The following is a 26,025-nucleotide window of genomic DNA, read 5'->3' as shown; positions in this document are numbered from 1 at the left end:
TCACCACCTTTCCAGGGGAGTGGTGAACAGCATTTCCGTGCGATCGCCGGGCAGGATGACGTCCGAGACGTCGACGACCCGGTCCCGGGTGTCGATCGAGGTCTTCCGGAGGACGAGCACCGAGGTCCCCGGCGGCAGCTCCAGCTCCGCCGCTTCCTCGGGCGTCGGCGGGCGGGCGGGCGGTGACGCGCTCCTCGATGCGGTCCAGCTCGATGCCGACGCTGTGGAGCTGGCTCTGCGAGCCCCCGGGCCAAGGCTCCTTGGCCTCGTCCAGGATGTCGGGGTTCGGCGCGATCAGGTCGTGGACGAGGTACGACGTCACCAGGTTGAAGGGCGCGCTCTCGGCCGCGTACCGGGTGCGGTAGGTGCGTTCGAGGAGGGCCGTGCCTTCGGGGAGGCGGAATGCCGCCGCAAGGTCCTCGTCCGCCTCGATCGTGCGGTACGCGGCGTGGAAGACGAGATCGTCGGCCTTCAGGCCGGTGTCGTGCTCGGTGGCGCCGGTCCGGGCGCGCTCCGCCAGCGGCTCCCGCGCCCGGCCCTTCTCCCACTGGTGGCGGAGGTTGGTGCGCACGGTACGGCGCACGGCACGCAAACGCCCGATCGCTGGCGACGGGGGATGCACCAGCGATCGGGCTGCGGCCAAGAGTACCAAGGCTGCCGCGGTGGTGGGAGCCAACTGCAGGATTGAGACACGGAGTTGTGCCCGTGTCACCTGTCGCGGTCCGGCAGGGGACGGCCCCGTTACTCGCCGCACGGCGGCGCGTACGAGAGATGAGGCAGATACTCGCGCCATTTCTCCGGCGTCAGAACGCCCCGAGTGGTGGCGCAAATGTGCCGGATCGCCTTGTCGCTGTCCAGGTTCCACAGCCGGACGGTACCGGCGCCGCTCGACACCCCGAGCATGTGGCTCTGGGGGCTGAACGACAGGAAATTGCCCGTCTTGGCGTTGGGGCTGGTCGACTGACCGATGGGAGCGGCCCCGGAGGGGACCGTGACGTTCCAGAACCGGACCGTGTTGTCGTTGCCGCCGCTCGCCAGGGTGCGGCCGGTCTTGCTGAACGTCAGCGACACCACCGCTTCGGTGTGGCCCGTGAGCGGGGAGCCCAGCCGGGCCGCCCTGCGGGGGTCGGTGGTGTTCCAGAGCCGGACGGTGTCGTCGTCGCTGCCGCTGGCCAGGGTACGGCCGTCCGGGCTGTAGGCGAGCGCGTTGACGGGGCCCAGGTGCCCCGTGAGCGGCGCGCGGAGCTGGGCGGCGTGGTGCGGGTCGGCGGTGTTCCAGAGCCGGATGGTGGCGTCCGCGCTGCCGCTGGCGAGAGTGCGGCCGTCCGGGCTGAAGGCCAGGGAGTTGACGTAGCCCTTGTGGCCGGTGAGGGGTGCGCCGAGCGGACGGGGGCGGGAGGGGTCGCCGACGTTCCACAGCCGGATGGTGTCGTCGTCGTAGGCGGTGGCCAGCGTGTGCCCGTCCGGGCTGAAGGCCAGCGCGTCGGCACCCGCGAAGCGTGTCCGCAGGGCGATGGTCTGCTTGTAGGGGACGGGCCGTGCCGGGTCGGCGACGTTCCACAGCCGTACCGACTGGTTTCCCATGAACACCGCGAGTGTGCGGCCGTCGGGGGAGAACACCAGCGACCGCACGTACTCGCCCTTGCCGGGTGTGGACGGCTTGCCCAGCATCACGGGCCGGTCGGGATTTTCCACGTTCCACAGCCGCACCCTGTTGTCCCGGGCGCCCGTGGCGAGGACCCGCCCGTCGGGGCGGAACGCCCCTATCCGGCCGACCATGTGCGACGTCGGGATCGACCACAGACGGACCTTGCTGTCGCCGCTCCCCGTGGCCAGGGTCCGTCCGTCGGGGCTGAAGCCCACGGCGTACATCTCCCCGCTGCTGCCCGCGAGCGGCTCGCCGACCTGTGAGGGGTAGGCCGGATCGCTGACGTTCCACAGCGTTGCCGTGCTGTCCGCGCTGCCGGCGGCGAGCATGTTCCCGTCGGGGCTGAAGGCCACGGACCACAGGGGGCCGGTGTGGCCGGTGAGCGGCGCGCCGAGCGGTGCCGGGTGGCGGGGGGAGGCCACGTCCCACAGCCGGATGGTGTTGTCCGAGCTGCCGCTGGCGAGGGTACGGCCGTCGGGGCTGAAGGCCACGGAGTGCACCGTGGCCGTGTGGCCGGTCAGCTCCGTGCCGATCGGGGCCGGATGACGCCGGTCGGTCAGGTCCCACAGCCTGATCGTGTTGTCGTCGCCACCGGCTGCCAGCGTCCGTCCGTCGGGGCTGAAGGCCACGGAGCGTACGGCGGCGGTGGCGCCGGTCAGGGCACCGCGCCGCTTCGGCCGGTGCGGGTCGCGGACGTCCCACAGGCGAACGGTGTGGTCTTCGTCGGCCGAGGCCAGAGTGCGCCCGTCGGGGCTGAAGGCGAGCAGGAAGATCGTGCCGTCATGGCCGGTCAAGGGCGGCCCGAGCGGCTGCGGGTGGCCGGGATCCCGGACGTCCCACAGCCGGACCGTGCCGTCGTCCGAGGCGCTGGCGAGGGTGTGCCCGTCCGGGCTGAAGACGGCGGTGCTCACCCAGCTCGAGTGGCCGGTGAGGGGCTTGCCCAGGGGCTTGGGTCGGGTCGGGTCCGCCACGTCCCACAGGCGAACGGTCCGGTCGTAGCTGGCGGTGGCCAGGATCCGGCCGTTCGGGCTGAACGAGGTGAGGTAGACGGCGCCGGTGTGGCCCAGAAGCGGTGTGGCCAGCGGCGCGTTCACGATCGAGATCAGCCGGTTGTTCGCGCCCTCGTCGTCGGGCCGCCGGCCGTGTGCCACCAGGTCGAGCTGAGCCGACAGGGACGGATCCGTGTACCGGGCGCGATCGGCTTCGGCGAGGACCTGCTCGAAAACGGTGTCGTCCCGCTGCTGCCACGCGATCACCGCCGAGCCGACGGCCAGCATCGCCATGACGACCAGCGCCGCCACCGCACCACGGCTGAGCCAGACCGTGCGCTTGCGCAGCCTGACCGAAGCCGTCAGGAATTCCACCGCGCTGCGGGTCAGAAAGGTGTCACCGGCGGACTTCGCCCAGCTGCGGGCCTGCTCCAGACGGGAGCCCCGGTAGAGCAGTGACGTGTCGCGGCCCGAGCCCTCCCAGGCCCTGCCGTCCTCCTCCAGCCGCTGGCGCAGCAGATTGCCGTTGCGGTCCTCGTCGATCCAGTCGCGCAGGCGCGGCCAGGCGTGGAGCAGCGCTTCGTGGGTGATCTCCACGGCCTCCGCGTCGAGCGTCACCAACCGGGCGTGCACCAGCGCTTCGAGCGATTCCTGCGTCTTGTCCGGATCCGTCGACTCGTCCGCCAGCTGGCGCCGCGTCCCCCGCCGGCGGGTGGCCTGGGTGTCCTCGCCCAGCCGGACCAGCCTGAGGAGGAGCAGTCGCGCGGCCGTGCGCGCCGTCGGGTCGAGGCCGGACCAGGCCCGCTCGGCGGTCGCCGCCACCGCGCCCTGGATTCCGCCCGCCGCGCGGTAGCCGGACAGCGTCAGCCGGCCCCCCTTCCGTCGCTGCCAGGTGGCGAGCAGGGCGTGGGAGAGCAGCGGCAGCACGCCCGCGTCGTGTGCCCCGCCGGGTCCGTCCGCGCTCACTTCCCGGACGATCAGTTCCGCCAGTCCCGGTTCGAGTTCCAGCCCCACGGCCTTGGCCGGGCCGGTCACCGCATCCCGCAGCTCCGCGCTGGTCAGCGGCCCCAGCACCATGTGCCGGTGCTGCAGCGCGTCGGCCAGTTCGGGATGTCCGAGGCACTGCTCGTAGAAGTCGGCGCGTATGCCGATGACGACGAGGACGGGGGCCGGGGTATCCGGTCCGGGGGGCGTGCATGCGGCGTGGAGGAGCTGGATGAAGGTGCGCCTGGCCGTTTCGTCGGAGCAGAGGGTGAACGCCTCCTCGAACTGATCCACGATCACGACCGGACGGGCGGCACCGGACGTCTCACGCTGCGCCCACGCCGCGACGGCCTCCCGCACCGCGCGCGCGAAATGCGGAGTACCGGGCTCCGTCGCCGCCGACTCCTCGGCAGCCGAGAGGACGTCGTCGAGCCCGGGGATCCGGCCGGCCAGCTCCGCGAGAGGATCGCCTCCCGGCACGAGCTGCACCACCTCCCTCTCCCGGCCGGTCCCGCCGCCCGGTGCGCCGCTCTGCAGTGCGGGCACCAAGCCGGCGTTCAGCAGGGAGGACTTTCCGGCCCCCGAGGCGCCCACGAGCATGACCAGGCCGCCCGTCTCCTCCGCTGCGCGCAGCTGAGTGACGAGGGCCTCCGTGCTCCGCTCCCGTCCGAAGAACCACCGGGCGTCCTGCTGGCGGTACGAAGCCAGCCCGCGGTACGGGCACACACCGGGGACGGTCGCGGCTTCGACCGGGGGACGTTCTTCCGGCGCGGTTGCCGCGGCACGGTCGCCGGCCGGGCCGACGACCGCCTGCTCCCACAGACGCTGCCACTGGGCCAGGTCGTACAGGCCCGGGGACACCGGCTTGGGCCGCAGGCGCCGTGCCTGGGGGATCAGGATGTGCAGCACCGCGGCGAGGGCGGCGAACTGCGCAGGCACGTTCTTGGCCCGTCGCCAGTCGCTGATGCGCTGCACGGACACCCGCACGGGCCGTCCTCGTTCGTCGACCCGCTGAAGCCGGACGACCGCCTCGGCCACCTTCTTGAGGGGAGGGTTGCCGGCCTCCTTGTACAGCAGTGCGAGGCGCTCGGCGAAAGCTGAGCGTGCCCCTGAGTCGGAACTCAAGGCGTCCACTCCTTACTTCCCCCGAGCTTGGATTACTTCCCCCGCACTTGGAAACATCCGGACCGGAAAATACACCTTAGCTGGCTGACCTGTGGTTACGCCGTCGGCCGGATACCGGAACCTCCTCTGCGGGCGCACCGGCTGGCAGGATCCTACGCAGCGGTGCAGCAACCGGGCGTTGCCCGGCCAGGCCACCAGCTCAGCGCCCGGAGAGACAACTTCCGAGGGATGGTCTCGGCCACCTTCCGCCGGAGCCGCGAGCCGGGGGTGACGGCCTCGGCGCGGGAGCGCGAGGGATCCGAGGAGCCGGTCCGGTCCGGACTGCCGCCGCGTCGACCAGGGCCCGGCCTGTCCCGGATCCGCGCCGGTACGGGGGGCGCGGATCCAGCCGTCCGCGCCGTTCGGCACCGGTCCCCACAGGGGAGGGACCGGCGTCGGACGGCGCGGTGTTGTTTCTGCCGTGGGGCGTCGTGCGGCTCAGCCGAAGAGGAGACAGCCCGGGCTGTCCATGCCATGGTTGGCGAAGTCGGCCTCCGGCCCGCGCAACGCCGGCGTGGCCCTCGGCGAAGGCCGTCACCGAGGCGCCGAGCGCGAGCGCAGCGGCGGCACCCGCGGCGGCTATATACCGAATACGCATGATGTGTTCCCATTTTGGCCGTTCTCGCGTGGTCTGCGTGAGGTTGGCGCGCGTCGAATGGTGCGCGTATGCCCCGAAGGAGGGAGTACGGCCCGTTCTTGCGCCACGACGATTCAAGCCCTCGGGAGCGCCGCGCAGCCTCGATTCCGCTGATGATCTGCCTCCGCCGCACGGGGGAGCCGTACCGCGGAAGGTGATACGGCGGGGAGGGCCCGGGAGATCCGCAATACGGGGGGCTGGGGCAATTGTGCCTGTATGCACCCGCGTTGGCGGAGAAAAGGCAGGCGAACGCCCGGCGCCGACGGGTACGCCGAAACCGGGCGTATCACCAACTCGCAGTGCGCTCCCCGCGGCACGCGCCCGTGAGCAACGCGCCACCGGTACGCCACGCGGTGTTCACCCGTTCCTGGTGAGCTGCGCGTGGCCGGCGCCAGCCGGCCGGATACGAGGAGATTCCATGCGAAGACTGCGCCTGTCCCGCCGCCGCGCCATAACCGGCGCCGCCGTGCTGCTCGCCACCGGTGTGGCCGTCCCCGCGGGAGCGGCCGCGTTCGGCCCCCAGGACCAGGCGGCGCGCGCGATCCAGGGCGGTAAGGCGAAGAACGTCATCCTGCTGATCGGCGACGGGATGGGCGACTCGGAGATCACCCTGGCGCGGAACTACACCGTGGGTGCCGCGGGCCGGCTCAACATGGACAGGTTCCCGCTGACCGGCGCGTACACGACGTACGCGGTCGACAAGAACGGCAAGCCGGACTACGTCACCGACTCCGCCGCCAGCGGCAGCGGTTGGGCCACCGGACACAAGACGGTCAACGGCCGCATCTCCAAGACGCCGGACACCGACAAGCCGCTGCCGACGATCCTGGAGCTGGCGCAGAAGAACGGCTACGCCACCGGGTCGGTCACCACCGCCGAACTGACCGACGCCACACCGGCCGTGCTCGCCTCCCACGTCAGCGACCGCAGCTGCCAGGGCCCGGCCGACATGGCCAAGTGCGCGGCCGACACCATCGCCAAGGGCGGCCCCGGCTCGATCGCCGAGCAGAGCGTCAACCACAAGGTGGACGTGCTGCTGGGCGGCGGAAAGCAGCGCTTCGACCAGAAGATCACCGAGGGCCCGTACAAGGGCATGACGGTGGCGGAGCAGGCGCGCAAGCTCGGCTACCAGATCGTCACCGACAAGCAGGGCCTCAAGGACTTCAAGGGCGGCAAGCCGGTCCTCGGACTCTTCGCGCCGGGCACCGTCCCCGTCGAGTGGACCGGCAAGCCCGCCGCCGTCGGAGGCACCGACCCGCAGCGCTGCACCACCGGCAACCCGCAGCGCCCCGACGGCACCCCGGCCCTCGACGAGCAGGCCACCAAGGCGATCCAACTGCTGGAGAACAAGCAGAAGTCGCAGCAGGGCCACGGCCGGGACAAGGGCTTCTTCCTCCAGATCGAGGGCGCCTCGATCGACAAGCAGGACCACGCCGCCGACCCCTGCGGCCAGATCGGCGAGACCGCCGCGTTCGACCGCGCGGTGAAGGTGGCCCGCGCCTACGCCGCCAAGCACCCCGACACGCTCGTGGTCACTACCGCCGACCACGGCCACTCCAGCCAGATCGTGCCGCTGGAGGCGAACCCGCCCGGCCTGTCCTCCACCCTCGTCACCGACGAGGGCGGCCAGATGAAGGTCAACTACTCGACCAACACGCCGGGCCAGTCCCAGGAGCACACCGGCACCGAGGTACGGATCGCCGCACAGGGCCCGCAGGCATACCGGGTCCTGGGTATCACCAACCAGACCGACCTCTTCACCACCATCCGCAAGGCGCTGCAGCTTCGCTGACCCCTTTGACGGACGCGAGGGAGGGCCGGAACTCACCGGCCCTCCCTCCGCGCCGTCACCACACACCGGCCGACGCGAGCCCGTGCCGACGGAGCCGGAGCGATGCTGTGGCCCAGTTCACAGGCGCACGTGGGAGTGGGGCCGTTGGGATCGGCCGACGGTCCCCAAGAGGGTCCCGGAAACGAATCAGGGGCCTGATCCACTGAGTGGATCAGGCCCCTGACCTGTTGTTTCTTCAGTCGGGGTGGCGGGATTTGAACCCACGACCTCTTCGTCCCGAACGAAGCGCGCTGCCAAGCTGCGCTACACCCCGAAGCAACGAGCTCTACTTTAGCGGACTGATCCCCGTAGGCGAAATCCGGTTCCTGTGGAGCTGGGGAGCGGGCCTGCCGGGGGCCTGACCTGGTCGATCGTGGCGGTGATCAAGGGGGGCGGGCGGCGGCGAGGCCCGGTGGGTCGCGGCCGCCCGTGCGCCCGTGAGGTCAGTCCCGTGCCGTCAGGGTCAGCAGCGTCGCCTCCGGGGGGCAGGCGAAGCGGACCGGGGTGTAGCGGTTGGTGCCGCAGCCGGCGGAGACGTGGAGGTAGGAGGTGCGGCCGGCGGAGGTGTGGGTGGAGAGGCCCTTGACGCGGTCGGTGTCGATGTCGCAGTTGGTGACCAGGGCGCCGTAGAAGGGGATGCAGAGCTGGCCGCCGTGGGTGTGGCCGGCCAGGATCAGTGGGTAGCCCTCGGCGGTGAAGGCGTCCAAGGAGCGCAGATAGGGGGCGTGGACGACGGCCAGGGAGAGGTCGGCGTCGGGTTCCGGGCCGCCGGCCACCTCGGCGTAGCGGTCGCGCTTGATGTGCGGGTCGTCCAGGCCGGTGAGGGCGATCTCGATGCCGTCGAGCTTCAGGCGGCCGCGGGCGTTGGAGAGGTTGGCCCAGCCCGCCGTGTCGAAGGCGTCGCGGAGGTCTTCCCACGGGTTGTGGACGACGCCGACGGCGGGGGCGTTGCCGTTGAGGCCGTGCCGGCCCTGGACCCGCTCGATCAGGTAGCGGGCCGGGTTGCGCAGCTTGGGGCCGTAGTAGTCGTTGGAGCCGAAGACGTACGCGCCGGGGAACTCCATCAGCGGGCCGAGGGCGTCCAGGGTCTCCGGGACGCCGTGGGGGTCCGAGAGGTTGTCGCCGGTGTTGATGACGAAGTCGGGGCGCAGGCCGGCGAGCGACTGCAGCCAGCGCTGCTTCTTGCGCTGTCCGCCGACCATGTGGATGTCGGAGACCTGCAGGACGCGCAAGGGGCGCATACCGCGGGGCAGTACGGGCACCGTGACGCGCCGGAGGCGGAAGGAGCGGACTTCGATGCCTGCGGCGTAGGCCAGGCCGGCCGCGCCGACTGCGGTCAGGGTCAGGGGTACTCCGTATCGCGCGCGCATGGGCCCCATCGTCGCAGAGTGGCGGGGGTGGATGCAGCGCAGAGTGGCGGGGGTGGGTGCGGCGGGAGGCCGGTGCGGAGCGGGGCCGGAGGGAAAAGGCGCGGCGATTGCCGGTGGGTGGGGGCATACTCGACGGCATGACCACGCTCAAGGCCAGGCTTCAGGACGACCTCACCACTGCGATCAAGGCGCGCGACGAACTGCGCTCCTCCACCCTCCGTCTCACGCTGAGCGCGATCCAGAAGGAGGAGGTCGCGGGAAAGGCAGCGCGCGAGCTGTCCGACGCCGAGGTCGAGAAGGTCATCGCGCGGGAGGCGAAGAAGCGCCGGGAGGCCGCGGACGCCTTCGAGCAGGGCGGCCGGAACGATTCGGCCGAGCGGGAGCGGGCCGAGGGCGAGGTGCTCGCGGACTATCTGCCCAAGCAGCTGACCGATGACGAGCTGGAGCAGCTGGTCGCGGCGGCGGTGGCGGAGGCCAAGGGCGCCGGGGCCGAGGGGCCGAAGGCGATGGGCGCCGTGATGAAGATCGTCAACCCGAAGGTGGCGGGCCGCGCCGAGGGCGGCCGGGTCGCCGCCGTGGTGAAGAAGCTGCTGGCGGGCTGAGGCCGTACGCCGCCCACCGGCGGCCGGATCGTACGAGAAGGGGCGCCCTCCCGGGAGGGCGCCCCTTCATCCGTTTCGCCGGCTTGATTCGTCTGGCGGCGCGGCGGCCAGTCCGTCCGGTCGGCTGTCACCGGCCGGCCAACGTGCCGGTCACCAGCCTCCGTTGCCGCCGCCCAGAATGTCCGGAAATTCCGGGAAGTGCCATCCGCCGCCCGGCTTGTTGTCCCCGCCGTGGCCGTGGCCGGGCCGTTGCTGGCCCTTCCCCTTGCCACCGCGGCCCTTGTTCCCGCCCTTGCCGGGGTCGTTGATCGGCACCGTGGACAGCGCCGGTGCGGGGCGGCCGGCCAGGGCGCCGGTCATCGCGTCGCGCCAGATGGGACCGGGGGTGTCGGCGCCGTAGACCTTGTCGTGCGGGACGCCGCCGATGGTGATGTCGTACATCTTGCGCTGGTGCTGCGGGTCGCCGACCCAGACGGCACCCGCGGCGTTCGGGGTGTAGCCCACGAACCAGGCGGCGTAGCGGCTGTCGCTGGTGCCGGTCTTGCCGGCGCTGTCGCGGCCCGTGAGACCCGCCTTCTTGCCGGTGCCGTCCTGGACGACGCCGCGCAGGAGGGTGTTGATCGTGTCCGCGGTCTTCTTGGACATCGCGCCGCGGCAGCTGCTCTGCGGAACGGCCAGCTCCTTGCCGCGCGCATCCGTGATCGACTCGATGGCGACGGGCGAGCAGTACTCGCCGCCGTTGGCGAAGGCGGCATAACCGGCCGCCATGGTCAGCGGCGACATCTCCTGCACACCCAGCGTCATCGACGGGACCTGCTGCAACGGCTTGCCGTCCGCCCGCTCGATGCCCATCTTCTGCGCCATCCGGACCGCCGGGCAGATGCCCATGTCGGAGATCAGCTGCACGAAGTAGGTGTTGACCGACTTCGCGGTCGCCTCCTTCATGCCGTACGGGCCGACCTCCGATTTGTTCTCGTTCTGGGTGGCGTCGGTGCCCTGCCATTCGCCGTTGCAGGTCTGCACCGGGCTCGGATACCGCATCCGGTACGGCGAGGAGTACTTCTGGTACGGGCTGGTGCCCTGCTCCAGGGCGGCCGCCGCGACCACCGGCTTGAAGGTCGACCCGGGCTGGTAGCCGGCGCCGCCGCCCATGTCGTGGTCCACCGAGAGGTTGATCTGGGTCTGATGCGGGCCGAAGCCGTACGGGCGGGACTGGCCCATGCCGAGGATCTTGCCGGTGCCCGGTTCGACGATGGTCGCCGCACTGGCGACCGGGTCGTCGTCGTAGACGTGCTCGCTGACCGACTTCTGGATCGACTTCTGGGTCTGCGGATCGAGGGTGGTGTGGATCGTCATACCGCCCTGGTTCCAGCGCTTCGAACGGGCCGTGCGGGTCTTTCCGAAAGCCTTGTCGTTGAGGAAGACCTTGCGGATGTAGTCGCAGAAGAAGCCCGCGCCGTCCACGGCGGTGATACAGCCGTTCTTGGGGTGGCTGACCGACAGCCGGACCGGCTTCTGGGCGGCCGCATGGGCCTGTGCCTGGGTGATGTCCTTCACATCGGCCATCCGCTGCAGCACGGTGTTGCGCCGCCGGGTCGCTTCCTGCGGGTCGTTGACCGGGTCGTAGCGGCTGGGCGACTGGACGATGCCGGCCAGCAGGGCCGCCTCCTCCAGCTTCAGGTCCTTGGCGTGCTTGCTGAAGTAGCGCTGGGCGGCGGCCTCGACGCCGTACGCCTGCTGGCCGAAGAAGGTGATGTTGAGGTAGTTCTGCAAGATCTTGCGCTTGCCGAGCTCCTTCTCCAGCTGGATCGCGTACTTGAGCTCCTTGACCTTGCGGCCGAGGGTCTGCTGGGTGGCCTGGGCGACCTTGTCGGGGTCGTCGCCCGCCTCCTCGATGAAGACGTTCTTCACATACTGCTGCGTCAGCGTCGAGGCGCCCTGGGAGACGCCGCCCGACTGGGCGTTCTTGTTGAGCGCGCGCAGGATGCCCTTCAGGTCGATGGCGCCGTGCTGGTAGAAGCGCGCGTCCTCGATCGCGACGATCGCCTTCTGCATGTACGGCGAGATGTTCTTCAGGCCCACCACCCTGCGGTCGCGGGAGTAGACCTTGGCGATCTCGCCGCCGTCGGCGTCCAGGATGGTGGTCCGCTGGCTGAGCGGCGGCGTCTTCAGGTTGGCCGGGATGTCGTCGAAGCCCTCGACCGAGCCCTTGGCGGCAAGCCCCAGCGCCCCGGCGGCGGGCAGCGCGATGCCGGCGAGTACGGCTCCGGCCAGCACGCTGACACCGAGGAACTTGGCGGCCATCTGGGCCTTGGACGGACCCCCGCCCTCGCGCTTCTTAGCCATGCGGACAACCCTACGTTCTGAATCGCCGGACAGGGGTGCACCTGTTCGCTTAGCCTGTTCACACCTGCCACAGCGGGATGGTTACGCCTCGGTTCGTCAACCCCCTCTCTCTGTGCGGCCCCTGCCCCTCTTGCCCGCTTGTGTCGCCGGAAGTCCCATGTGCACACGGTGAAGTGTCCGGACTTGGATGGAAAGCGACGTATGCCGTCCGCTCACTCCGTTGGGTGATCTGCCGCGTACGCATAGTCCGTTCGGGCCATTCAAGATTGGGCCCGAAGGGGGTGTTGCGCCCTGCCTGCCTTCCGTAACGTCCTCAACTGGCAACGGTGAATATGCCGCTTGCCGCCGTGGGGGAGCCTCGATTCGGGAGAGGACGGCGCCAGCATGGGCTGGGTAACCGACTGGAGTGCACAGGCAGCCTGCCGCACTACCGATCCGGATGAATTGTTCGTGCAAGGAGCGGCGCAGAACCGCGCCAAGGCGGTGTGCACCGGGTGTCCGGTGCGTACGGAGTGCCTGGCCGACGCCCTGGACAACCGGGTGGAATTCGGTGTGTGGGGCGGCATGACCGAGCGGGAGCGGAGGGCGCTGCTGCGCCGTCGGCCGACCGTGACGTCATGGCGCCGGCTGCTGGAGACAGCACGTACGGAATACGAGCGCAGCACCGGCATCCTGCCGGTGGACTGCGAGGACGAGGCCTTCGACGAGTACGCCGCGGTCGGGTAGGCGCAGGCGGCCGTGGGGCCGTCAGGTGGGCCGAGTGTGTGTGGTCCGGACGCGGTCCGGGCGGAGGGGCGGCGCCGGTTTCCGTGGTGCGATTGTTCAGTCGCCGGCTTCGGCTCAGTCCTCGCCTTTGACTCAGTCGTCGGCTTCGGCGCTGTTCAGCGCGAGGCGGTCGCCGATCGCGCGCAGACCGGCGAGGTCATGGACGTCACCGGGCAGCGCGGCGACCTCGGTCACCGGGACCTCGGGATGCAGTGCGGTGAAGCGGTCGCGCGTGCGCCGTTCGCGCGCGAGGACCTGCATGCGCTCCGCGTGCAGACGCAGCAGCCCGGCGGCGAGCTGTGCCGCTGAGGCAGATGTGGGTGCTACCTGATCCGTCGCGGCAGCGGGGGAGGGGCCACCGGCGGTTCCTGAAGCAGCCTTCCCGTTGTGATGATCGACAATGCCGGACGGTTCAAGATTTTCCGCGTCGGCGCCCTCCGCGGCGTGCTCCGTGAGGGCCTCCGCGGCGGCCAGCGCCCGCTCCGCGCTGAGTTGGGCGGCGCCGCTGCCGTGGACCCGGTTCAGCACGAGGCCCGCCAGCGGCATCTGCTCGGCGGCCAGCCTCTCGACGAAGTACGCCGCCTCGCGCAGCGCGTCCCGCTCCGGCGCGGCCACCACGAGGAACGCCGTACCGGGCGCCTGGAGCAGCCGGTACGTGGCGTCCGCGCGGGTGCGGAAGCCGCCGAACATGGTGTCCATCGCGGCCACGAACGTCTGTACGTCACGCAGAAGCTGACCACCCATCAGCTTACTGAGGGTGCCCGTCATCATGGACATGCCGACGTTCAGAAACTTCATCCCGGCCCGCCCGCCGACCTTCGCCGGTGCCATCAGGACCCGGATGAACTTGCCGTCCAGGAAGGAGCCCAGGCGCTTGGGCGCGTCCAGGAAGTCCAGCGCGGAGCGGCTGGGCGGGGTGTCGACGACGATCAGGTCCCATTCGTCGCCGGCGCGGAGCTGGCCGAGCTTCTCCATGGCCATGTACTCCTGGGTGCCCGCGAAACCGGCCGACAGCGACTGGTAGAAGGGGTTCTCCAGGATGGCGCGCGCCCGGTCGGGGTCCGCATGGCCCTCGACGATCTCGTCGAAGGTGCGCTTCATGTCCAGCATCATCGCGTGCAGTTCGCCGCCGGCCGTCTCATCGACGCCCTTGACCTGGCGCGGGACGTTGTCAAGCTCCGAGATGCCCATCGACTGCGCCAGCCGCCTGGCCGGGTCGATGGTCAGCACGACGGCCTTGCGGCCGCGCTCGGCGGCGCGTACGCCCAGCGCCGCGGCGGTTGTGGTCTTGCCGACGCCGCCCGAACCGCAGCACACCACGATGCGGGTGCGCGGGTCGTCCAGCAGCGCGTCGACCTCGAGCCACGGGGGCGAGGCGTCCAGGGTCATGTCGTCCGAGGTCATATGGGCCCCTGTTTCCGCAGATCTCTCGCCAGGCGGTAGAGCCCGGCGAGGTCCACTCCCTCGGGGAGCAGCTCCAACTCGTAGGTGGGCAGGCCGATGGCCTTCAGCTCGGCATGCTCGGTGCGCTCCAGCTCAACGCGTTCGGCGTGTTCGCGCGCCTGCTCCAGCAGCGGGTCGATCAGCCGCTCCGCCAGTCCGCCTCGGCGTGCGCCGCCCAGGCCGGCCTGGGAGAGCGCCTTGGCGATGCCCGTACGGGCCCCGCGGGCGGCGATGTCGAGATCGCCGTTGTCCAGCAGGGCGGGGCGGGTCATGTTGATGACGATGCCGCCCACCGGGATGCCGGCCGCGCGCAGCTCGGCGATGCCGTCGGCGGTCTCCTGGACCGGCATCTCTTCCAGGAGGGTCACCATGTGGACCGCGGTCTCGGGCGATTTGAGGACCCGCATCACGGCCTGCGCCTGATTGTGGATCGGGCCGATCTTCGCCAGGCCCGCCACCTCGTCGTTGACGTTCAGGAAGCGGGTGATGCGGCCGGTGGGCGGGGCGTCCATCACCACCGCGTCGTAGAGGAACCTGCCGGTCTTGTCCTTACGGCGCACCGCCTCGCACGCCTTGCCGGTCAGCAGGACGTCCCGCAGGCCCGGTGCGATGGTCGTGGCGAAGTCGATCGCGCCGAGCTTCTTCAGGGCCCGGCCCGCGCCGCCCAGCTTGTAGAACATCTGGAGGTAGTCCAGGAGGGCGCGCTCGGCGTCGATCGCCAGCGCATGGACCTCTCCTCCTCCCGGTCCCACCGCGATCTTGCGCTCCTCGTACGGAAGCGCCTCGGTCTCGAACAACTGGGCGATGCCCTGCCGGCCCTCGACCTCGACCAGGAGGGTGCGGCGCCCCTCGGTGGCCAGGGCGAGCGCGAGGGCGGCGGCGACCGTGGTCTTGCCGGTGCCGCCCTTGCCGCTGACGACATGGAGCCTGCTCACGCCAAGGAGCCTAACCAGTCCTCGTCGGCGCTACGCACGGGATACGCCCGGGAAGACCCGGAGATCGGCAGAAGAAATATCCGGGACACATCAGGGACACGGCGGGAACCCGCCCCGGGCGCCGGGCGTGGACGGCGTCCGCCGCCGCCCCGCACACGTATTACGCTCGCCCCATGACCAAGTGGGAATACGCGACTGTGCCGCTGCTCGTGCACGCGACGAAGCAGATTCTGGACACCTGGGGCGAGGACGGCTGGGAGCTCGTCCAGGTCGTGCCGGGCCCGAACAACCCCGAGCAGCTGGTGGCCTACCTGAAGCGGGAGAAGCAGGCGTGAGCGCGGTAGAGGACAAGATCGCGGAACTCGGCCTGAAGCTGCCGCAGGTCGTGCCGCCGCTGGCCGCGTACCAGCCCGCGGTGCGCTCCGGTGCGTATGTCTTCACCTCCGGCCAGCTGCCGATGGTGGACGGTGCGCTGCCGGCCGCCGGCAAGGTGGGCGCCGAGGTCAGCCCGGAGCAGGCCAAGGAACTCGCCGCCATCTGCGCGCTCAACGCGCTGGCCGCCGTGAAGTCGGTGACCGGCGATCTGGACAGGATCCAGCGGGTCGTGAAGGTCGTCGGGTTCGTGGCCTCCGCGCCGGACTTCACCGGGCAGCCTGGCGTCATCAACGGCGCCAGTGAGCTGCTGGGCGAGATCCTCGGCGACAAGGGCGTGCACGCCCGGTCCGCGGTGGGCGTGGCGGTGCTGCCGCTCGACGCACCGGTCGAGGTCGAGATCCAGGTCGAGATCGCCGAATAAGCGGAACCGGCCGAATAATGGCCGGGGGTGTCGCCCAGCGGCCGGCCGGGCCCGAGAGACCCTCGAACATCTGCGTGCGAGCGCATAGCATCCGGCCATGTCGTCCACGACCAATGGCCAGTGGTATCCGCCGGAGTGGCCGGACCGTATCCGGGCGCTCGCGAGCGGCGAGCTGACCCCCGCCACACCCCGGCGGGCCGCGACCGTCCTGCTGCTGCGGGACGCCGCCCCCGGCTCGGCCTCCCGCGGCCCCGCCGTCCATATGCTGCGCAGACGCGCCTCCATGGCCTTCGCCGGAGGCGCGTACGCGTATCCGGGTGGCTCCGTCGACCCGCGCGACGAGCGTCCGGTGGCCTGGGCCGGGCCGTCGCGCGCCCAGTGGGCGGTCCGGATGGGCGTGGATCCGGCCACCGCGCAGGCCATCGTCTGCGCCGCGGTCCGCGAGACGTTCGAGGAGGCGGGCGTGCTGCTCGCGGGCGCCTCGGCCGACTCCGTCGTCGCGGACACCACCGGCGAGGACTGGGCGGCCGACCGCGCCGCCCTGGTGGCCCACGAGCTGTCCTTCGCCGACTTCCTGGGCCGCCGCGGCCTGGTCCTGCGCTCCGATCTGCTCGCCGCCTGGGCGCACTGGATCACCCCGGAGTTCGAGCCGCGGCGCTACGACACCTGGTTCTTCGTCGCCGCGCTCCCGGAGGGCCAGCGCGCCGTCAACGCCTCCACGGAGGCGGACCGTACGGTGTGGATCCGCCCGGAGGAGGCCGCGGCCGGATACGACAGCGGCGAGCTGCTGATGATGCCGCCGACCATCTCCACGCTGCGCTCGCTCCAGCCGTACGGCACCGTCGCGGAGGCGCTGGCCGCGGCCGAGGCCCAGGACCTGACACCGGTGCTGGCCCGCGCGCGCCTGGTGGAGGGCAGGATCGTGCTGAGCTGGCCGGGGCACGACGAATTCACCAAGCACATCACGGCCGGCGACGGCCCGGGGGACGGCGCTGCCGACGGCGCGTCAGGCACCGCGAGCCCCTCGGACACCACGAACCCCTCGGGAGAGACCCCCGCATGACCGATGCAGCCGCCCTTCCCGGCCAGCCCCGTGGCGGAGTGATCTCGGGGCAGGCCACCGCGCGCGCCCACTGTGTGCTGGCGCCGAACCCGTCGGCGATGACCCTGGACGGCACCAACACCTGGATCGTCGCCGAGCCGGACTCCGATCTCGCCGTCGTCATCGACCCCGGTCCGCTCGACGAGACCCACCTCCAGGCGGTCATCGACACGGCCGAACGGGCCGGCAAGCGCATCGCGCTGACCCTGCTGACCCATGGCCACCCGGACCACGCCGACGGCGCCGCCCGGTTCGCCGAGCTGACCCGTTCGGCCGTACGGGCGCTGGACCCGGCGCTGCGGCTCGGCGGCGAGGGACTGGCGGCCGGCGACGTCATCACCACCGGAGGCCTGGAGCTGCGCGTGGTGCCCACACCGGGGCACACCGCGGACTCGCTCTCCTTCCATCTCCCGGCCGATGCCGCGGTCCTGACCGGCGACACGATCCTGGGGCGCGGGACCACGGTGGTCATGCACCCCGAGGGCCGGCTGGGCGACTACCTGGACTCGCTGCGGCGACTGCGTTCCCTCACGGTGGACGACGGGGTGTCAACGGTCCTGCCGGGGCACGGGCCGGTGCTGAACGACGCCCAGGGGGCGGTGGAGTTCTATCTGGCGCACCGGGCACACCGGCTCGCCCAGGTGGAGACCGCGGTCGAAGCCGGTCATCGCACCCCTGCCGAGGTCGTCGCCAGTGTGTACGCCGACGTGGACCGTTCCCTGTGGCCGGCCGCGGAACTGTCCGTACGGGCGCAGCTGGACTATCTGGGCGAGCATGGCCTGATCTGATCCCGGACGAGCCGGAGCCCGCCGTGACCGAACTTCCGTACCGGGCCGGGGACGCCCGGTCGATGCCCGCCGAGACCGCGCCCCATGCCCGTACGTACCTGGCCTGGCCGCCCCGCGGGTCCGTATGGGGTGTGGACACCCCCGCCGTCCAACAGGACGTCGCCCGCCTGGCCCGGACCCTCGCCGCGTACGAGCCCGTGACGCTGCTGGCCGCCCCGGAGGAGGAACGGCGGGCCCGCCGGGCCTGCGGGGCGGGCGCAGCGGACGGTTCGGGGGTGGAGATCCTGCCCGTCCCGGTGGACGACCTGTGGGTACGGGACAGCGGGCCGGTCTTTGTGACGGGCCCCGGTGGTGTGGCGGGCGTCGACCTCGGCTTCAACGGGTGGGGCGGCAAACAGGACCACCACCGGGACGGCCAGGTCGCCCGGCGTCTGCTCGGGCACGCCGGGACGCCCCGTATCGCCGCCGGGATCGTCGCCGAGGGCGGCGCCCTGGAGGCCGACGGCGAGGGCACCTTGCTGGCGACCGAGAGCTCGCTGGTCAACCCCAACCGCAATCCCGGCCGTTCGCGCGACGGCATCGAGGAGGCGCTGCGGCAGGCGCTCGGCGTGCGCACCGTCATCTGGCTCGAAGGCGTCCGCGGCGAGGACATCACGGACTGTCATATCGACGCCCTCGCCCGCTTCGCCGAGCCCGGCACGGTCGTCCTGAGCCGCCCTGAGCCGGCCGCGCCTCCCGTATGGCAGCGGGTGTACGAACAGGCCCGCGCGGCCCTGGAACAGGCCACGGACGCGGCCGGGCGCCGGCTGCGGATCGTCGAGCTGCCGGAGGTGTCCGCGGCGGGCAACCGCGGACCGGACTTCCTGGGTTCGTACGTCAACTACTACGTCGCCAACGGGGCGGTGATCCTGCCGCGGTTCGGCGACCGCACGGCCGACGACCGCGCGGCCGGGACGCTGCGCGAGCTGTACCCGGGGCGGGAGGTCCGGCAGATCCCGGTCGACACCCTCGCGGAGGGCGGCGGCGGGATCCACTGCGCGACGCAGCAGGAGCCGGTGGGGTAGGGCCTGTCCGGCGGATCACGGCCGGGCCCGCGCCTGACCCGCCGGTGGGCGCCAAAGGCGAAGGGCCCCGCCGGAGCGGGGCCCTTCGGGGCTTTGTGCGGACGCGGTGTCAGCGCGAACGCTTGGCCAGCCGCTCGACGTCCAGGAGGATCACGGCGCGGGCCTCCAGACGCAGCCAGCCGCGGCCGGCGAAGTCGGCGAGAGCCTTGTTGACGGTCTCACGGGAGGCGCCGACGAGCTGGGCGAGCTCCTCCTGGGTGAGGTCGTGCACGACGTGGATGCCTTCTTCGGACTGGACGCCGAACCGGCGCGACAGGTCCAGGAGGGCGCGGGCCACCCGGCCCGGCACGTCGGAGAAGACCAGGTCGGACATCTGGTCGTTGGTCTTGCGCAGGCGGCGGGCGACGGCGCGCAGCAGGGCCGTGGCGACCTCGGGGCGGGCGTTCAGCCAGGGCTGAAGGTCGCCGTGGCCCAGGCCGAGCAGCTTGACCTCGGTGAGCGCCGAGGCGGTGGCCGTGCGCGGGCCCGGGTCGAAGAGCGAGAGCTCGCCGATCAGCTCACCGGGGCCCAGGACGGCGAGCATGTTCTCGCGGCCGTCCGGGGAAGTGCGGTGCAGCTTCACCTTGCCCTCGGTGACCACGTAGAGGCGGTCGCCGGGGTCCCCTTCGTGGAACAGGGCGTCGCCGCGGGCGAGCGTGACCTCTCCCATCGAGGCGCGCAGCTCGGCCGCCTGCTCGTCATCGAGCGCCGCGAAGAGCGGTGCGCGCCGCAGAACGTCGTCCACGAGATCTCTCCTTGTCGACATGCTCCGGGGGACTGTGGTCCCCATCATGCCGGAATGCAAAACAGTGCGATCAATCACAAGTTTGCCGGACCGGTGCCGCAAGCCATAAGGCAGGGGGCCGATTGGGGTCACGAATCACAGTGGTCGGGGCGGATGTCAGTGGGTGGCCTTAGTCTGGCCGAGTGTCCAATACGCCGGTGAGAGCACGGGACTGGGGGGCTGAGCGAGTGAGCGCCGTGGGCGATTCCGCTGTGGGCGAACACCCGTCCACCAATGCGTCGAATACGGATAAAAGTAGCAAATCCCTCCCCGGGGTGACGTCCGGCCGGAAGGCGTCGGCGCAGCGGTCCGGCGCGTCGCGGCCGGCGGCGGGGAAGGCGACGGACACGGCGAAGGACACGACGGCAGAGCGCGGAATACCGGCGGGCGCGACCGCCCGGACCTCCGCATCGACGAGCCCGGTAGGCAAGACCTCGGCAGGGAAGAAGGCCGCCGTGAAGGAAACCCCGCTCGCGAAGCCGGCGGCAGCCAGGACAGCCGCCAAGAAGGCGGCGACGAAGGCCGTCGCCAAGAAGACCGCCGGGAAGACGGTCGCGAGGAAGACCGCGACGACGAAGGACGCCGCCACGAAGAAGGCCGCCGTGGCCAAGGCGCCCGCCGCGAAGAAGGCCACCGCCGCGAAGAAGGCCACCGCAGCCAAGAAGGCTGCCCCCGCCAAGAAGGCCCCCGCCCGCAAGCCCGAGTCGCGGGTCGCCATGGTGCGGCGGGCGCGGCGGATCAACCGGGAGCTGGCCGAGCTGTATCCGTACGCCCATCCGGAGCTGGACTTCACCAACCCCTTCGAGCTGCTGGTCGCCACGGTGCTCTCGGCACAGACCACCGATCTGAGGGTCAACCAGACCACCCCGCGCCTGTTCGCGGTCTGCCCGACCCCCGAGGACATGGCCGCGATGGACCCGGAGCGGCTGGAGGAGCTGATCCGGCCGACCGGCTTCTTCCGGGCGAAGACGAAGTCGCTGCTCGGGCTGTCGGCGGCGCTGCGCGACCGCTTCGGCGGCGAGGTGCCGGGCCGCCTGGAGGATCTCGTCACGCTCCCCGGGGTCGGCCGCAAGACCGCCAATGTCGTACTCGGCAATGCCTTCGGCGTCCCGGGGATCACCGTCGACACGCACTTCGGCCGTCTGGCGCGCCGCTTCGGCTGGACCACCGCGGAGGACCCGGACAAGGTCGAGGCGGATGTCGCCGCGATCTTCCCCAAGAGCGAGTGGACGATGCTCTCGCACCGCGTCGTCTTCCACGGCCGCCGCGTCTGCCATTCCCGCAAGCCCGCCTGCGGGGCCTGCCCCGTCGCCCCCCTGTGCCCCGCGTACGGCGAGGGCGAGACGGACCCGGAGAAGGCCAGGAAGCTGCTGAAGTACGAGCTGGGCGGCCAGCCGGGGCAGCGGCTGAAGCCGCCGGCCGACTATCCGGGGCAGCCCGCGCCTCCGATGGCGGCCCCATGACGGCAGCCGCGGTGACCACCGGGTGACCTCACCCACCACAGGGCAAGCCCCGAAAAGGGGAGGGACCATGGATTCAGGGCCTGAGGGGGCGCGTATGACGAGTGCACGGGAGCAGTACGGCGAGGAGACCGGGACCCGCGCGGGGACGGTGTACGGCCAGGAGGCCACCGTCACGGCCAATGGCCTGCCCGAGTGGCTGGCCCCGCTGGCGCGCGCTGCCGGGACCATAGAGCCGCGGCAGCTCAGCCGCTTCCTGCCGCCCGAGAGCGGCGGCCGGCAGTCCGCGGTGCTGATCCTCTTCGGCCAGGGTCCCCGAGGCCCCGAGCTGCTCCTGATGGAGCGCGCCGGCACCCTGCGCTCGCACGCCGGCCAGCCCTCCTTCCCCGGTGGCGCCCTCGATCCGGAGGACGGCGACCCCGACGGGCCCGGCCCGGTGCGGGCGGCGCTGCGCGAGGCCCAGGAGGAGACCGGTCTCGATCCGGCCGGTGTCCAGGTCTTCGGCGTGCTGCCGAGGCTCTACATCCCGGTCAGCGGTTTCGTCGTGACGCCGGTCCTGGGCTGGTGGCGCGAGCCGAGCCCGGTCCGCGCCGTGGACCAGGCGGAGACCGCCCGGGTCTTCACGGTTCCCGTGGCGGATCTCACGGATCCGGCCCATCGGGTGACCACCCGCCACCCCAGCGGTCACATCGGCCCGGCCTTCCTGGTCGAGAACGCCCTGGTATGGGGCTTCACGGCCGGCGCCATCGACCGGATCCTGCATTTCGCGGGCTGGGAGATTCCGTGGGACCGTGACAAGCAGGTCCCGCTCGACTGGCGCTCGTGAGACGGTGTCCGGCGTGAACGTCCTGGACATCCTGCTGCTGCTGGCCGCCGTATGGTTCGCGATCGTCGGCTACCGGCAAGGCTTTGTCGTCGGCATCCTGTCCGTGATCGGCTTCCTCGGAGGCGGCCTGATCGCGGTCTATCTGCTGCCGGTGATCTGGAACGAGATCACCGATGACGCGACGCCCAACACCTTCGCCGCGATCGCGGCGGTCGCCATCGTGATCGTCTGCGCCTCGGTGGGCCAGGCCCTCACCACCCACCTGGGCAACAAACTGCGCCGCCACATCACCTGGTCGCCGGCGCGGGCACTGGACGCGTCCGGCGGCGCGCTGGTCAACGTCGTGGCGATGCTGCTGGTCGCCTGGCTGATCGGCTCCGCCCTGGCGGGCACGTCGCTGCCGACGCTCGGCAAGGAGGTCCGTAACTCCCGGGTGCTGCTCGGTGTGTCCCAGGTGCTCCCCCAGGAGGCCAACACCTGGTTCGCGGACTTCTCCTCCGCGCTCGCGCAGAACGGCTTCCCGCAGGTCTTCACGCCGTTCTCCAACGAGCCGATCACCTCCGTGCCCCCGCCCGATCCCCGGCTGGCGAACGGCCAGGTCGCGGAGCGGGCCAAGCGCAGCATTGTCAAGATCGTCGGTACGGCGCCCAGCTGCGGCAAGGTCCTCGAAGGCACCGGATTCGTCTTCGGCAGCCACCGCGTGATGACCAATGCGCATGTCGTCGGAGGCGTCACCCGGCCGACCGTCCAGGTGGGCGGCGAGGGCCGGCAGTACGACGCCAGGGTGGTGCTCTACGACTGGCGGCGCGATATCGCCGTCCTGGACGTGCCCACGCTGAAGGCCCCGGCGCTGAAGTTCGCCGCCACGGACGGGACCAGCGGCAAGAGCGCCATCGTCGCCGGCTACCCGGAGAACGGCGGCTATGACGTCCGCGCGGCCCGTATCCGCCGCCGCATCGAGGCCAACGGCCCGGACATCTACCACCGCGGCACGGTCAGCAGGGACGTCTACTCCCTCTACGCCACGGTCCGGCAGGGCAACTCCGGCGGCCCGCTGCTCACCCCCAAGGGCGAGGTCTACGGCGTCGTCTTTGCGAAGTCGCTGGACGACTCCCGTACCGGCTACGCGCTGACCGCCGACGAGGTCCGCGGGGACGTCACCAAGGGGCGTACGGCCGTGCGGGAGGTCAACAGCCAGGGTTGCGCGATCTGAGGCGGCAGACGGGGCGCAGGCGGCGCGGGGGCGGATGTTTCCCGCGCCGGGCGCGCGCCGGGGCGCGGCGGCTCAGCTGCGCGGATGGCGCAGGCGCGCACTCATCCAGCGCGCTCTCCGGCGCAGGATGCGCGGAATTCCCATAGGGTGCGCGGGTCCGGGGGAGCCGCCGGATCCAAGATCCGGGGTTTCCCTCTCCCGAGTGCCCACTGCAGCGGCACTGCTGCGGCGGTTGCGTGCCACGTCACGGTAGTCGTGCGTCCAGCCCATACCCACGACACTGCCCGGGCCCCAAGGTCCGTAACCGCCCCGGGGGCCGCCAATTGGCCTATGCGCCAGGCAATTGGCGGTTCGCCACACGAACGTTCGATGTGGTGGCGAACGGTCGCCCGGACGCTTCCGGCGCTTCCCCGGGCTCCCGGCTCCTCAGCGGTCCGGTTCCGGGTCCTTCAGCCAGTTGATCAGCTCGGTGGAGAACGCCGCGGGGTCCTCTTCGTGCGGGAAGTGCCCCAGCCCGTCGAAGAGCCGCCACCGGTACGGGGCCTCCACATACTCGCCGGAGCCGGCCGCGCTGCGGGTGCGCATCACCGGGTCGAGGGATCCGTGCAGGTGGAGCGTGGGGACCCGGACCGGCATCTTCATCCGGCGGTTGAACTGGATGCCGTCCGGGCGGGCCATCGACCGCACCATCCAGCGGTACGGCTCGATCGAGCAGTGCGCCGTGGAGGGGATGCTCATCGCCCGCTGGTAGACCGCGACGGCGTCGTCCTCGGGCAGCCGCGGCCCGGACCAGTCGCGGATCATGCGGCCGACCAGCGCCGCGTCGTCCGCGGTGAGCCGGCGCTCGGGCAGCCAGGGCCGCTGGAAGTTCCAGATGTGCGAGCTGCGGGCGCTCTGCCGTACGTCTGCGAGCATCGCCGAGCGCCAGCGCCGCGGGTGCGGCATCGAGGCGACCGCGAGCCGGCGCACCAGCTTGGGCCGCATCACCGCCGCGGTCCAGGCCAGATAGCCGCCCAGATCGTGCCCGACCAGCGCCGCGTCCGGCTCGCCCAGGGACCGTACGACGCCCGTGATGTCGAGGGCGAGGTTCGCGGGGTCGTAGCCGCGCGGGGTGCGGTCGCTGCCGCCGACGCCCCGCAGGTCCATCGCGACCGCCCGGAAGCCCGCGTCGGCGAGCGCGGGCAGCTGGTGGCGCCAGGTCCACCAGAACTGCGGAAAGCCGTGCAGCAGGAGCACCAGGGGGCCGTCGCCCATCTCGGCGATGTGGAAGCGCGCGCCGTTCGCCGCGACGTCCCGGTGCGACACCCTCTTGTTCCCCCTGCCGGGAACGTCGAGGTGTACGACCGAGGTGGTGCTGTCAGGGGCTGTCATACGGACGAGCGTGTCACAGACTCCAGGACCGGGTGCTCCTCCGGCGCGACGCGCGGGTGCGGCTTGGCCTTCTGCAGTACAGCAGCGGTCTCCTTGGCGGAGCTGATCGACTTCTCCGGCTTCTTGATCTTCTTGATCTTGGCCGTGGCGATCAGTACCAGCAGCGCGGCGAGGACGAGGAACGCGCCGCCCACGATCAGGAAGGACCAGGCGAGCCCCATGCCGAGGTTGTGGATGCCGTACGCCGCCGCGAAGCTGAGCACCGGCAGCGCGAACAGCGCCAGCGCACCCGCCACCACAAAGGCGGCGCCGCCGATGCCGGCCCGCTTGGCGTCCTGCCGCAGCTCCGCCTTGGCCAGCGCGATCTCGTCGTGCACCAGTGCGGACATCTCGGCGGTGGCCGTGGCCACCAACTGCCCGAGGCTGCGGTCCGTGCCGCCGTCGGCTGCGCTCATCGCCGTCTCCCTCTTCTCTTCGCCCGGATGGCAAAGCCTCTCAGATCATGCCGGACCATCGTCCCCGGCGTGGGTGCGGGCGGCCACTTCGGCAAGGCGGCGGTGTTCGGCGGCCTTTGCCTCGAGGATCGCGGCCATCCGAAGGTGGTATTCGGGCTTGTCGAGTTCGTAGATGTCGGGGATGCCGTCGTGGTCCTCGTCGCGCTCCTCGTCCTCGCACAGCGTGCGGTACTTGTTGTTGCGGAGCTTGAGGAGCACGGCCGCGCACACGGCGGCGAGCAGGGAGCCGATCAGCACCGATGCCTTGATCTCGGAGGCCAGCGCGAGGTCCTCGGAGAAGGCCAGTTCGCCGATGAGCAGTGAGACCGTGAAGCCGATTCCGGCCAGGGTCGCGACGGCGAAGACATCCGGCCACTTGAGGTCGGGGTTGAGTTCCGCCTTGGTGAAGCGGGCGGTGACCCAGGTGCCGCCGAAGACGCCCAGTGCCTTGCCGACCACCAGGCCGAGGACGACGCCGAGCGTCTCGGGCCGGGTGAAGACGTCGTGGACCGCGCCGCCGGCGATGGACACGCCCGCGGAGAAGAGGGCGAACAGCGGCACCGCGAGGCCGGCCGAGAGCGGGCGGACCAGATGCTCGATGCGTTCGCCGGGGGACCGGTCCTCGCCGTCGCGCCGGTGGCAGCGCAGCATCAGGCCCATGGCGACGCCCGCGATGGTGGCGTGCACCCCGCTGTTCTCCATCAGGCCCCAGATGACCAGCGCCAGGGGGACGTAGACGTACCAGCCGCGGACGCCCTTGCGGAGCAGCAGGTAGAAGAGCGCCAGGCCGATGACGGCGAAGCCGAGCGCCAGGAAATTGATCGTCGAGGTGAAGAAGACCGCGATGATCAGGATTGCGAAGAGGTCGTCGACGACGGCGAGGGTGAGCAGGAAGGCGCGCAGTGCGGAGGGCAGGGAGGTGCCGATGACGGCGAGGACCGCGAGCGCGAAGGCGATGTCGGTGGCGGTGGGGACCGCCCAGCCCTGGAGCGAGCCGCCGCCGATGCCGTTGACGACGGCGTAGACGATCGCGGGCGTCGCCATACCGCAGACCGCGGCGACGACCGGGAGGGCGGCGGCCTTGGGGTCGCGCAGTTCGCCGGCGACCAGTTCGCGCTTGAGCTCGATGCCGGCGACGAAGAAGAAGATCGCGAGCAGGCCGTTGGCGGCCCAGTGCTGGACGGACAGATCCAGGCCCAGCGAGGCGGGTCCGAGGTGGAAGTCGCGTATCGCCGCGTAGCTGCCGCTCAGGGTGTTTGCCCAGATCAGGGCTATGACGGCGGCGGCGAGGAGCAGAACGCCGCCGACGGTCTCGGCGCGCAGCGCATCCGCGACGAAGTTTCGCTCGGGGAGCGGCATCCGCCCGAGAAATAT

General features: G+C 71.3%; 20 protein-coding genes, 1 tRNA gene and 1 pseudogene. 11 read left to right on the top strand and 11 right to left on the bottom strand.

The window, feature by feature from the left end:
- Positions 1 to 793 (bottom strand): annotated as a pseudogene (locus ADL29_RS40600) (UTRA domain-containing protein).
- Entirely contained in the window at positions 742 to 4,755 is a 4,014-nt protein-coding gene (locus tag ADL29_RS06640; protein ID WP_053922782.1) for an NACHT and WD repeat domain-containing protein, read from the bottom strand. Before ADL29_RS06640 ends, ADL29_RS40600 begins: the two are co-directional and overlap by 52 nt.
- A gap of 1,085 nt (positions 4,756 to 5,840) precedes the next feature.
- On the opposite strand from ADL29_RS06640, the gene ADL29_RS06635 reads away from it, so the two are divergent.
- Positions 5,841 to 7,214, top strand: a complete 1,374-nt coding sequence (locus tag ADL29_RS06635) for an alkaline phosphatase (RefSeq protein WP_053922781.1) — start codon at positions 5,841 to 5,843, stop codon at positions 7,212 to 7,214.
- Positions 7,215 to 7,453: 239 nt separating this feature from the next.
- Here the strand turns inward: ADL29_RS06635 and ADL29_RS06630 are convergent.
- Both ADL29_RS06630 and ADL29_RS06625 read right to left on the bottom strand, forming a co-directional pair.
- Positions 7,454 to 7,527 (bottom strand) — tRNA-Pro (locus ADL29_RS06630).
- A 169-nt stretch (positions 7,528 to 7,696) separates the two neighbouring features.
- The gene (locus ADL29_RS06625) at positions 7,697 to 8,623 is read right to left on the bottom strand and encodes a metallophosphoesterase (protein ID WP_053922780.1); all 927 of its coding nucleotides are present in this window, start codon (positions 8,621 to 8,623) and stop codon (positions 7,697 to 7,699) included.
- A 137-nt stretch (positions 8,624 to 8,760) separates the two neighbouring features.
- Here ADL29_RS06625 and ADL29_RS06620 point away from each other — a divergent pair, with 137 nt between their 5' ends.
- The gene (locus ADL29_RS06620; protein ID WP_053922816.1) at positions 8,761 to 9,225 is read left to right on the top strand and encodes a GatB/YqeY domain-containing protein; all 465 of its coding nucleotides are present in this window, start codon (positions 8,761 to 8,763) and stop codon (positions 9,223 to 9,225) included.
- A 150-nt stretch (positions 9,226 to 9,375) separates the two neighbouring features.
- Here ADL29_RS06620 and ADL29_RS06615 read toward each other — a convergent pair whose 3' ends face one another.
- The gene (locus tag ADL29_RS06615; RefSeq protein ID WP_053922779.1) at positions 9,376 to 11,571 is read right to left on the bottom strand and encodes a transglycosylase domain-containing protein; all 2,196 of its coding nucleotides are present in this window, start codon (positions 11,569 to 11,571) and stop codon (positions 9,376 to 9,378) included.
- A gap of 384 nt (positions 11,572 to 11,955) precedes the next feature.
- On the opposite strand from ADL29_RS06615, the gene ADL29_RS06610 reads away from it, so the two are divergent.
- Positions 11,956 to 12,297: a WhiB family transcriptional regulator gene (locus ADL29_RS06610; protein WP_046926830.1), complete on the top strand. Its 342-nt coding sequence runs from the start codon at positions 11,956 to 11,958 to the stop codon at positions 12,295 to 12,297.
- Positions 12,298 to 12,429: 132 nt separating this feature from the next.
- Here the strand turns inward: ADL29_RS06610 and bagB are convergent, their stop codons facing one another.
- The gene (gene bagB / locus ADL29_RS06605) at positions 12,430 to 13,740 is read right to left on the bottom strand and encodes an ATPase BagB (protein ID WP_053922778.1); all 1,311 of its coding nucleotides are present in this window, start codon (positions 13,738 to 13,740) and stop codon (positions 12,430 to 12,432) included.
- Complete coding sequence (bagA, locus tag ADL29_RS06600; RefSeq protein WP_046926828.1) at positions 13,737 to 14,714, bottom strand: ATPase BagA; 978 nt, start codon at positions 14,712 to 14,714, stop codon at positions 13,737 to 13,739. The genes bagB and bagA overlap by 4 nt, the downstream gene beginning before the upstream one ends.
- A 173-nt stretch (positions 14,715 to 14,887) precedes the next feature.
- Between bagA and sp36 the strand changes: the two genes are divergently transcribed.
- The 5 genes from sp36 to ADL29_RS06580 all read left to right on the top strand — a co-directional run bounded on the left by sp36 (position 14,888) and on the right by ADL29_RS06580 (position 18,464).
- Positions 14,888 to 15,049 carry a Sp36 family protein gene (gene sp36 / locus ADL29_RS42385; RefSeq protein WP_003975360.1) on the top strand — a complete coding sequence of 54 codons (162 nt, stop codon included), beginning with the start codon at positions 14,888 to 14,890 and terminating at the stop codon, positions 15,047 to 15,049.
- Positions 15,046 to 15,510, top strand: coding sequence for a RidA family protein (locus ADL29_RS06595; RefSeq protein WP_046926827.1), 465 nt, complete (start codon positions 15,046 to 15,048; stop codon positions 15,508 to 15,510). The genes sp36 and ADL29_RS06595 overlap by 4 nt, the downstream gene beginning before the upstream one ends.
- A 97-nt stretch (positions 15,511 to 15,607) precedes the next feature.
- Complete coding sequence (locus ADL29_RS06590; protein WP_053922777.1) at positions 15,608 to 16,573, top strand: NUDIX hydrolase; 966 nt, start codon at positions 15,608 to 15,610, stop codon at positions 16,571 to 16,573.
- A complete protein-coding gene (locus ADL29_RS06585) occupies positions 16,570 to 17,400 on the top strand; it encodes an MBL fold metallo-hydrolase (protein ID WP_053922776.1) in 831 nt (276 codons plus the stop codon). Before ADL29_RS06590 ends, ADL29_RS06585 begins: the two co-directional genes overlap by 4 nt.
- A 23-nt stretch (positions 17,401 to 17,423) precedes the next feature.
- Positions 17,424 to 18,464 carry an agmatine deiminase family protein gene (locus ADL29_RS06580; protein WP_245689175.1) on the top strand — a complete coding sequence of 347 codons (1,041 nt, stop codon included), beginning with the start codon at positions 17,424 to 17,426 and terminating at the stop codon, positions 18,462 to 18,464.
- Positions 18,465 to 18,573: 109 nt separating this feature from the next.
- On the opposite strand, the gene ADL29_RS06575 is transcribed toward ADL29_RS06580, so the two are convergent.
- The gene (locus ADL29_RS06575; protein WP_006604164.1) at positions 18,574 to 19,248 is read right to left on the bottom strand and encodes a Crp/Fnr family transcriptional regulator; all 675 of its coding nucleotides are present in this window, start codon (positions 19,246 to 19,248) and stop codon (positions 18,574 to 18,576) included.
- 494 nt (positions 19,249 to 19,742) lie between these two features.
- Here ADL29_RS06575 and nth point away from each other — a divergent pair, with 494 nt between their 5' ends.
- The 3 genes from nth (at position 19,743) to ADL29_RS06555 (ending at position 22,786) form a co-directional block, all read left to right on the top strand.
- A complete protein-coding gene (nth, locus tag ADL29_RS06565; RefSeq protein ID WP_078970801.1) occupies positions 19,743 to 20,750 on the top strand; it encodes an endonuclease III in 1,008 nt (335 codons plus the stop codon).
- 94 nt (positions 20,751 to 20,844) lie between these two features.
- Entirely contained in the window at positions 20,845 to 21,573 is a 729-nt protein-coding gene (locus ADL29_RS06560; RefSeq protein WP_063781368.1) for an NUDIX hydrolase, read from the top strand.
- 13 nt (positions 21,574 to 21,586) lie between these two features.
- Positions 21,587 to 22,786, top strand: coding sequence for a MarP family serine protease (locus tag ADL29_RS06555; protein ID WP_053922814.1), 1,200 nt, complete (start codon positions 21,587 to 21,589; stop codon positions 22,784 to 22,786).
- 426 nt (positions 22,787 to 23,212) lie between these two features.
- On the opposite strand, the gene ADL29_RS06550 is transcribed toward ADL29_RS06555, so the two are convergent.
- From ADL29_RS06550 to nhaA, 3 genes are read right to left on the bottom strand one after another with little or no spacing between them, the layout of a single operon-like run.
- The gene (locus ADL29_RS06550; protein ID WP_053922773.1) at positions 23,213 to 24,157 is read right to left on the bottom strand and encodes an alpha/beta fold hydrolase; all 945 of its coding nucleotides are present in this window, start codon (positions 24,155 to 24,157) and stop codon (positions 23,213 to 23,215) included.
- Positions 24,154 to 24,612, bottom strand: a complete 459-nt coding sequence (locus ADL29_RS06545) for a phage holin family protein (RefSeq protein ID WP_053922772.1) — start codon at positions 24,610 to 24,612, stop codon at positions 24,154 to 24,156. Before ADL29_RS06545 ends, ADL29_RS06550 begins: the two co-directional genes overlap by 4 nt.
- Before the next feature lie 45 nt (positions 24,613 to 24,657).
- Positions 24,658 to 26,010, bottom strand: coding sequence for a Na+/H+ antiporter NhaA (gene nhaA / locus ADL29_RS06540; RefSeq protein ID WP_245689193.1), 1,353 nt, complete (start codon positions 26,008 to 26,010; stop codon positions 24,658 to 24,660).
- Positions 26,011 to 26,025 lie beyond the last annotated feature (15 nt).

It is taken from the genome of Streptomyces chattanoogensis, assembly GCF_001294335.1.
GTDB lineage: Bacteria > Actinomycetota > Actinomycetes > Streptomycetales > Streptomycetaceae > Streptomyces > Streptomyces chattanoogensis.
The sequence above is the reverse complement of the archived record's forward strand: the minus strand, read 5'-3'. Positions and strand labels throughout refer to the sequence as shown.

Coding starts and splice junctions, on each gene's coding strand:
- ADL29_RS06615 (WP_053922779.1), bottom strand. CDS start 11,571: ATGGCTAAGAAGCGCGAGGGCGGGGGTCCGTCCAAGGCCCAGATGGCC.
- ADL29_RS06590 (WP_053922777.1), top strand. CDS start 15,608: ATGTCGTCCACGACCAATGGCCAGTGGTATCCGCCGGAGTGGCCGGAC.
- ADL29_RS06550 (WP_053922773.1), bottom strand. CDS start 24,157: ATGACAGCCCCTGACAGCACCACCTCGGTCGTACACCTCGACGTTCCC.
- nhaA (WP_245689193.1), bottom strand. CDS start 26,010: ATGCCGCTCCCCGAGCGAAACTTCGTCGCGGATGCGCTGCGCGCCGAG.
- sp36 (WP_003975360.1), top strand. CDS start 14,888: ATGACCAAGTGGGAATACGCGACTGTGCCGCTGCTCGTGCACGCGACG.
- bagB (WP_053922778.1), bottom strand. CDS start 13,740: ATGACCTCGGACGACATGACCCTGGACGCCTCGCCCCCGTGGCTCGAG.
- ADL29_RS06560 (WP_063781368.1), top strand. CDS start 20,845: ATGACGAGTGCACGGGAGCAGTACGGCGAGGAGACCGGGACCCGCGCG.
- ADL29_RS06610 (WP_046926830.1), top strand. CDS start 11,956: ATGGGCTGGGTAACCGACTGGAGTGCACAGGCAGCCTGCCGCACTACC.
- ADL29_RS06545 (WP_053922772.1), bottom strand. CDS start 24,612: ATGAGCGCAGCCGACGGCGGCACGGACCGCAGCCTCGGGCAGTTGGTG.
- ADL29_RS06635 (WP_053922781.1), top strand. CDS start 5,841: ATGCGAAGACTGCGCCTGTCCCGCCGCCGCGCCATAACCGGCGCCGCC.
- ADL29_RS06620 (WP_053922816.1), top strand. CDS start 8,761: ATGACCACGCTCAAGGCCAGGCTTCAGGACGACCTCACCACTGCGATC.
- ADL29_RS06585 (WP_053922776.1), top strand. CDS start 16,570: ATGACCGATGCAGCCGCCCTTCCCGGCCAGCCCCGTGGCGGAGTGATC.
- ADL29_RS06625 (WP_053922780.1), bottom strand. CDS start 8,623: ATGCGCGCGCGATACGGAGTACCCCTGACCCTGACCGCAGTCGGCGCG.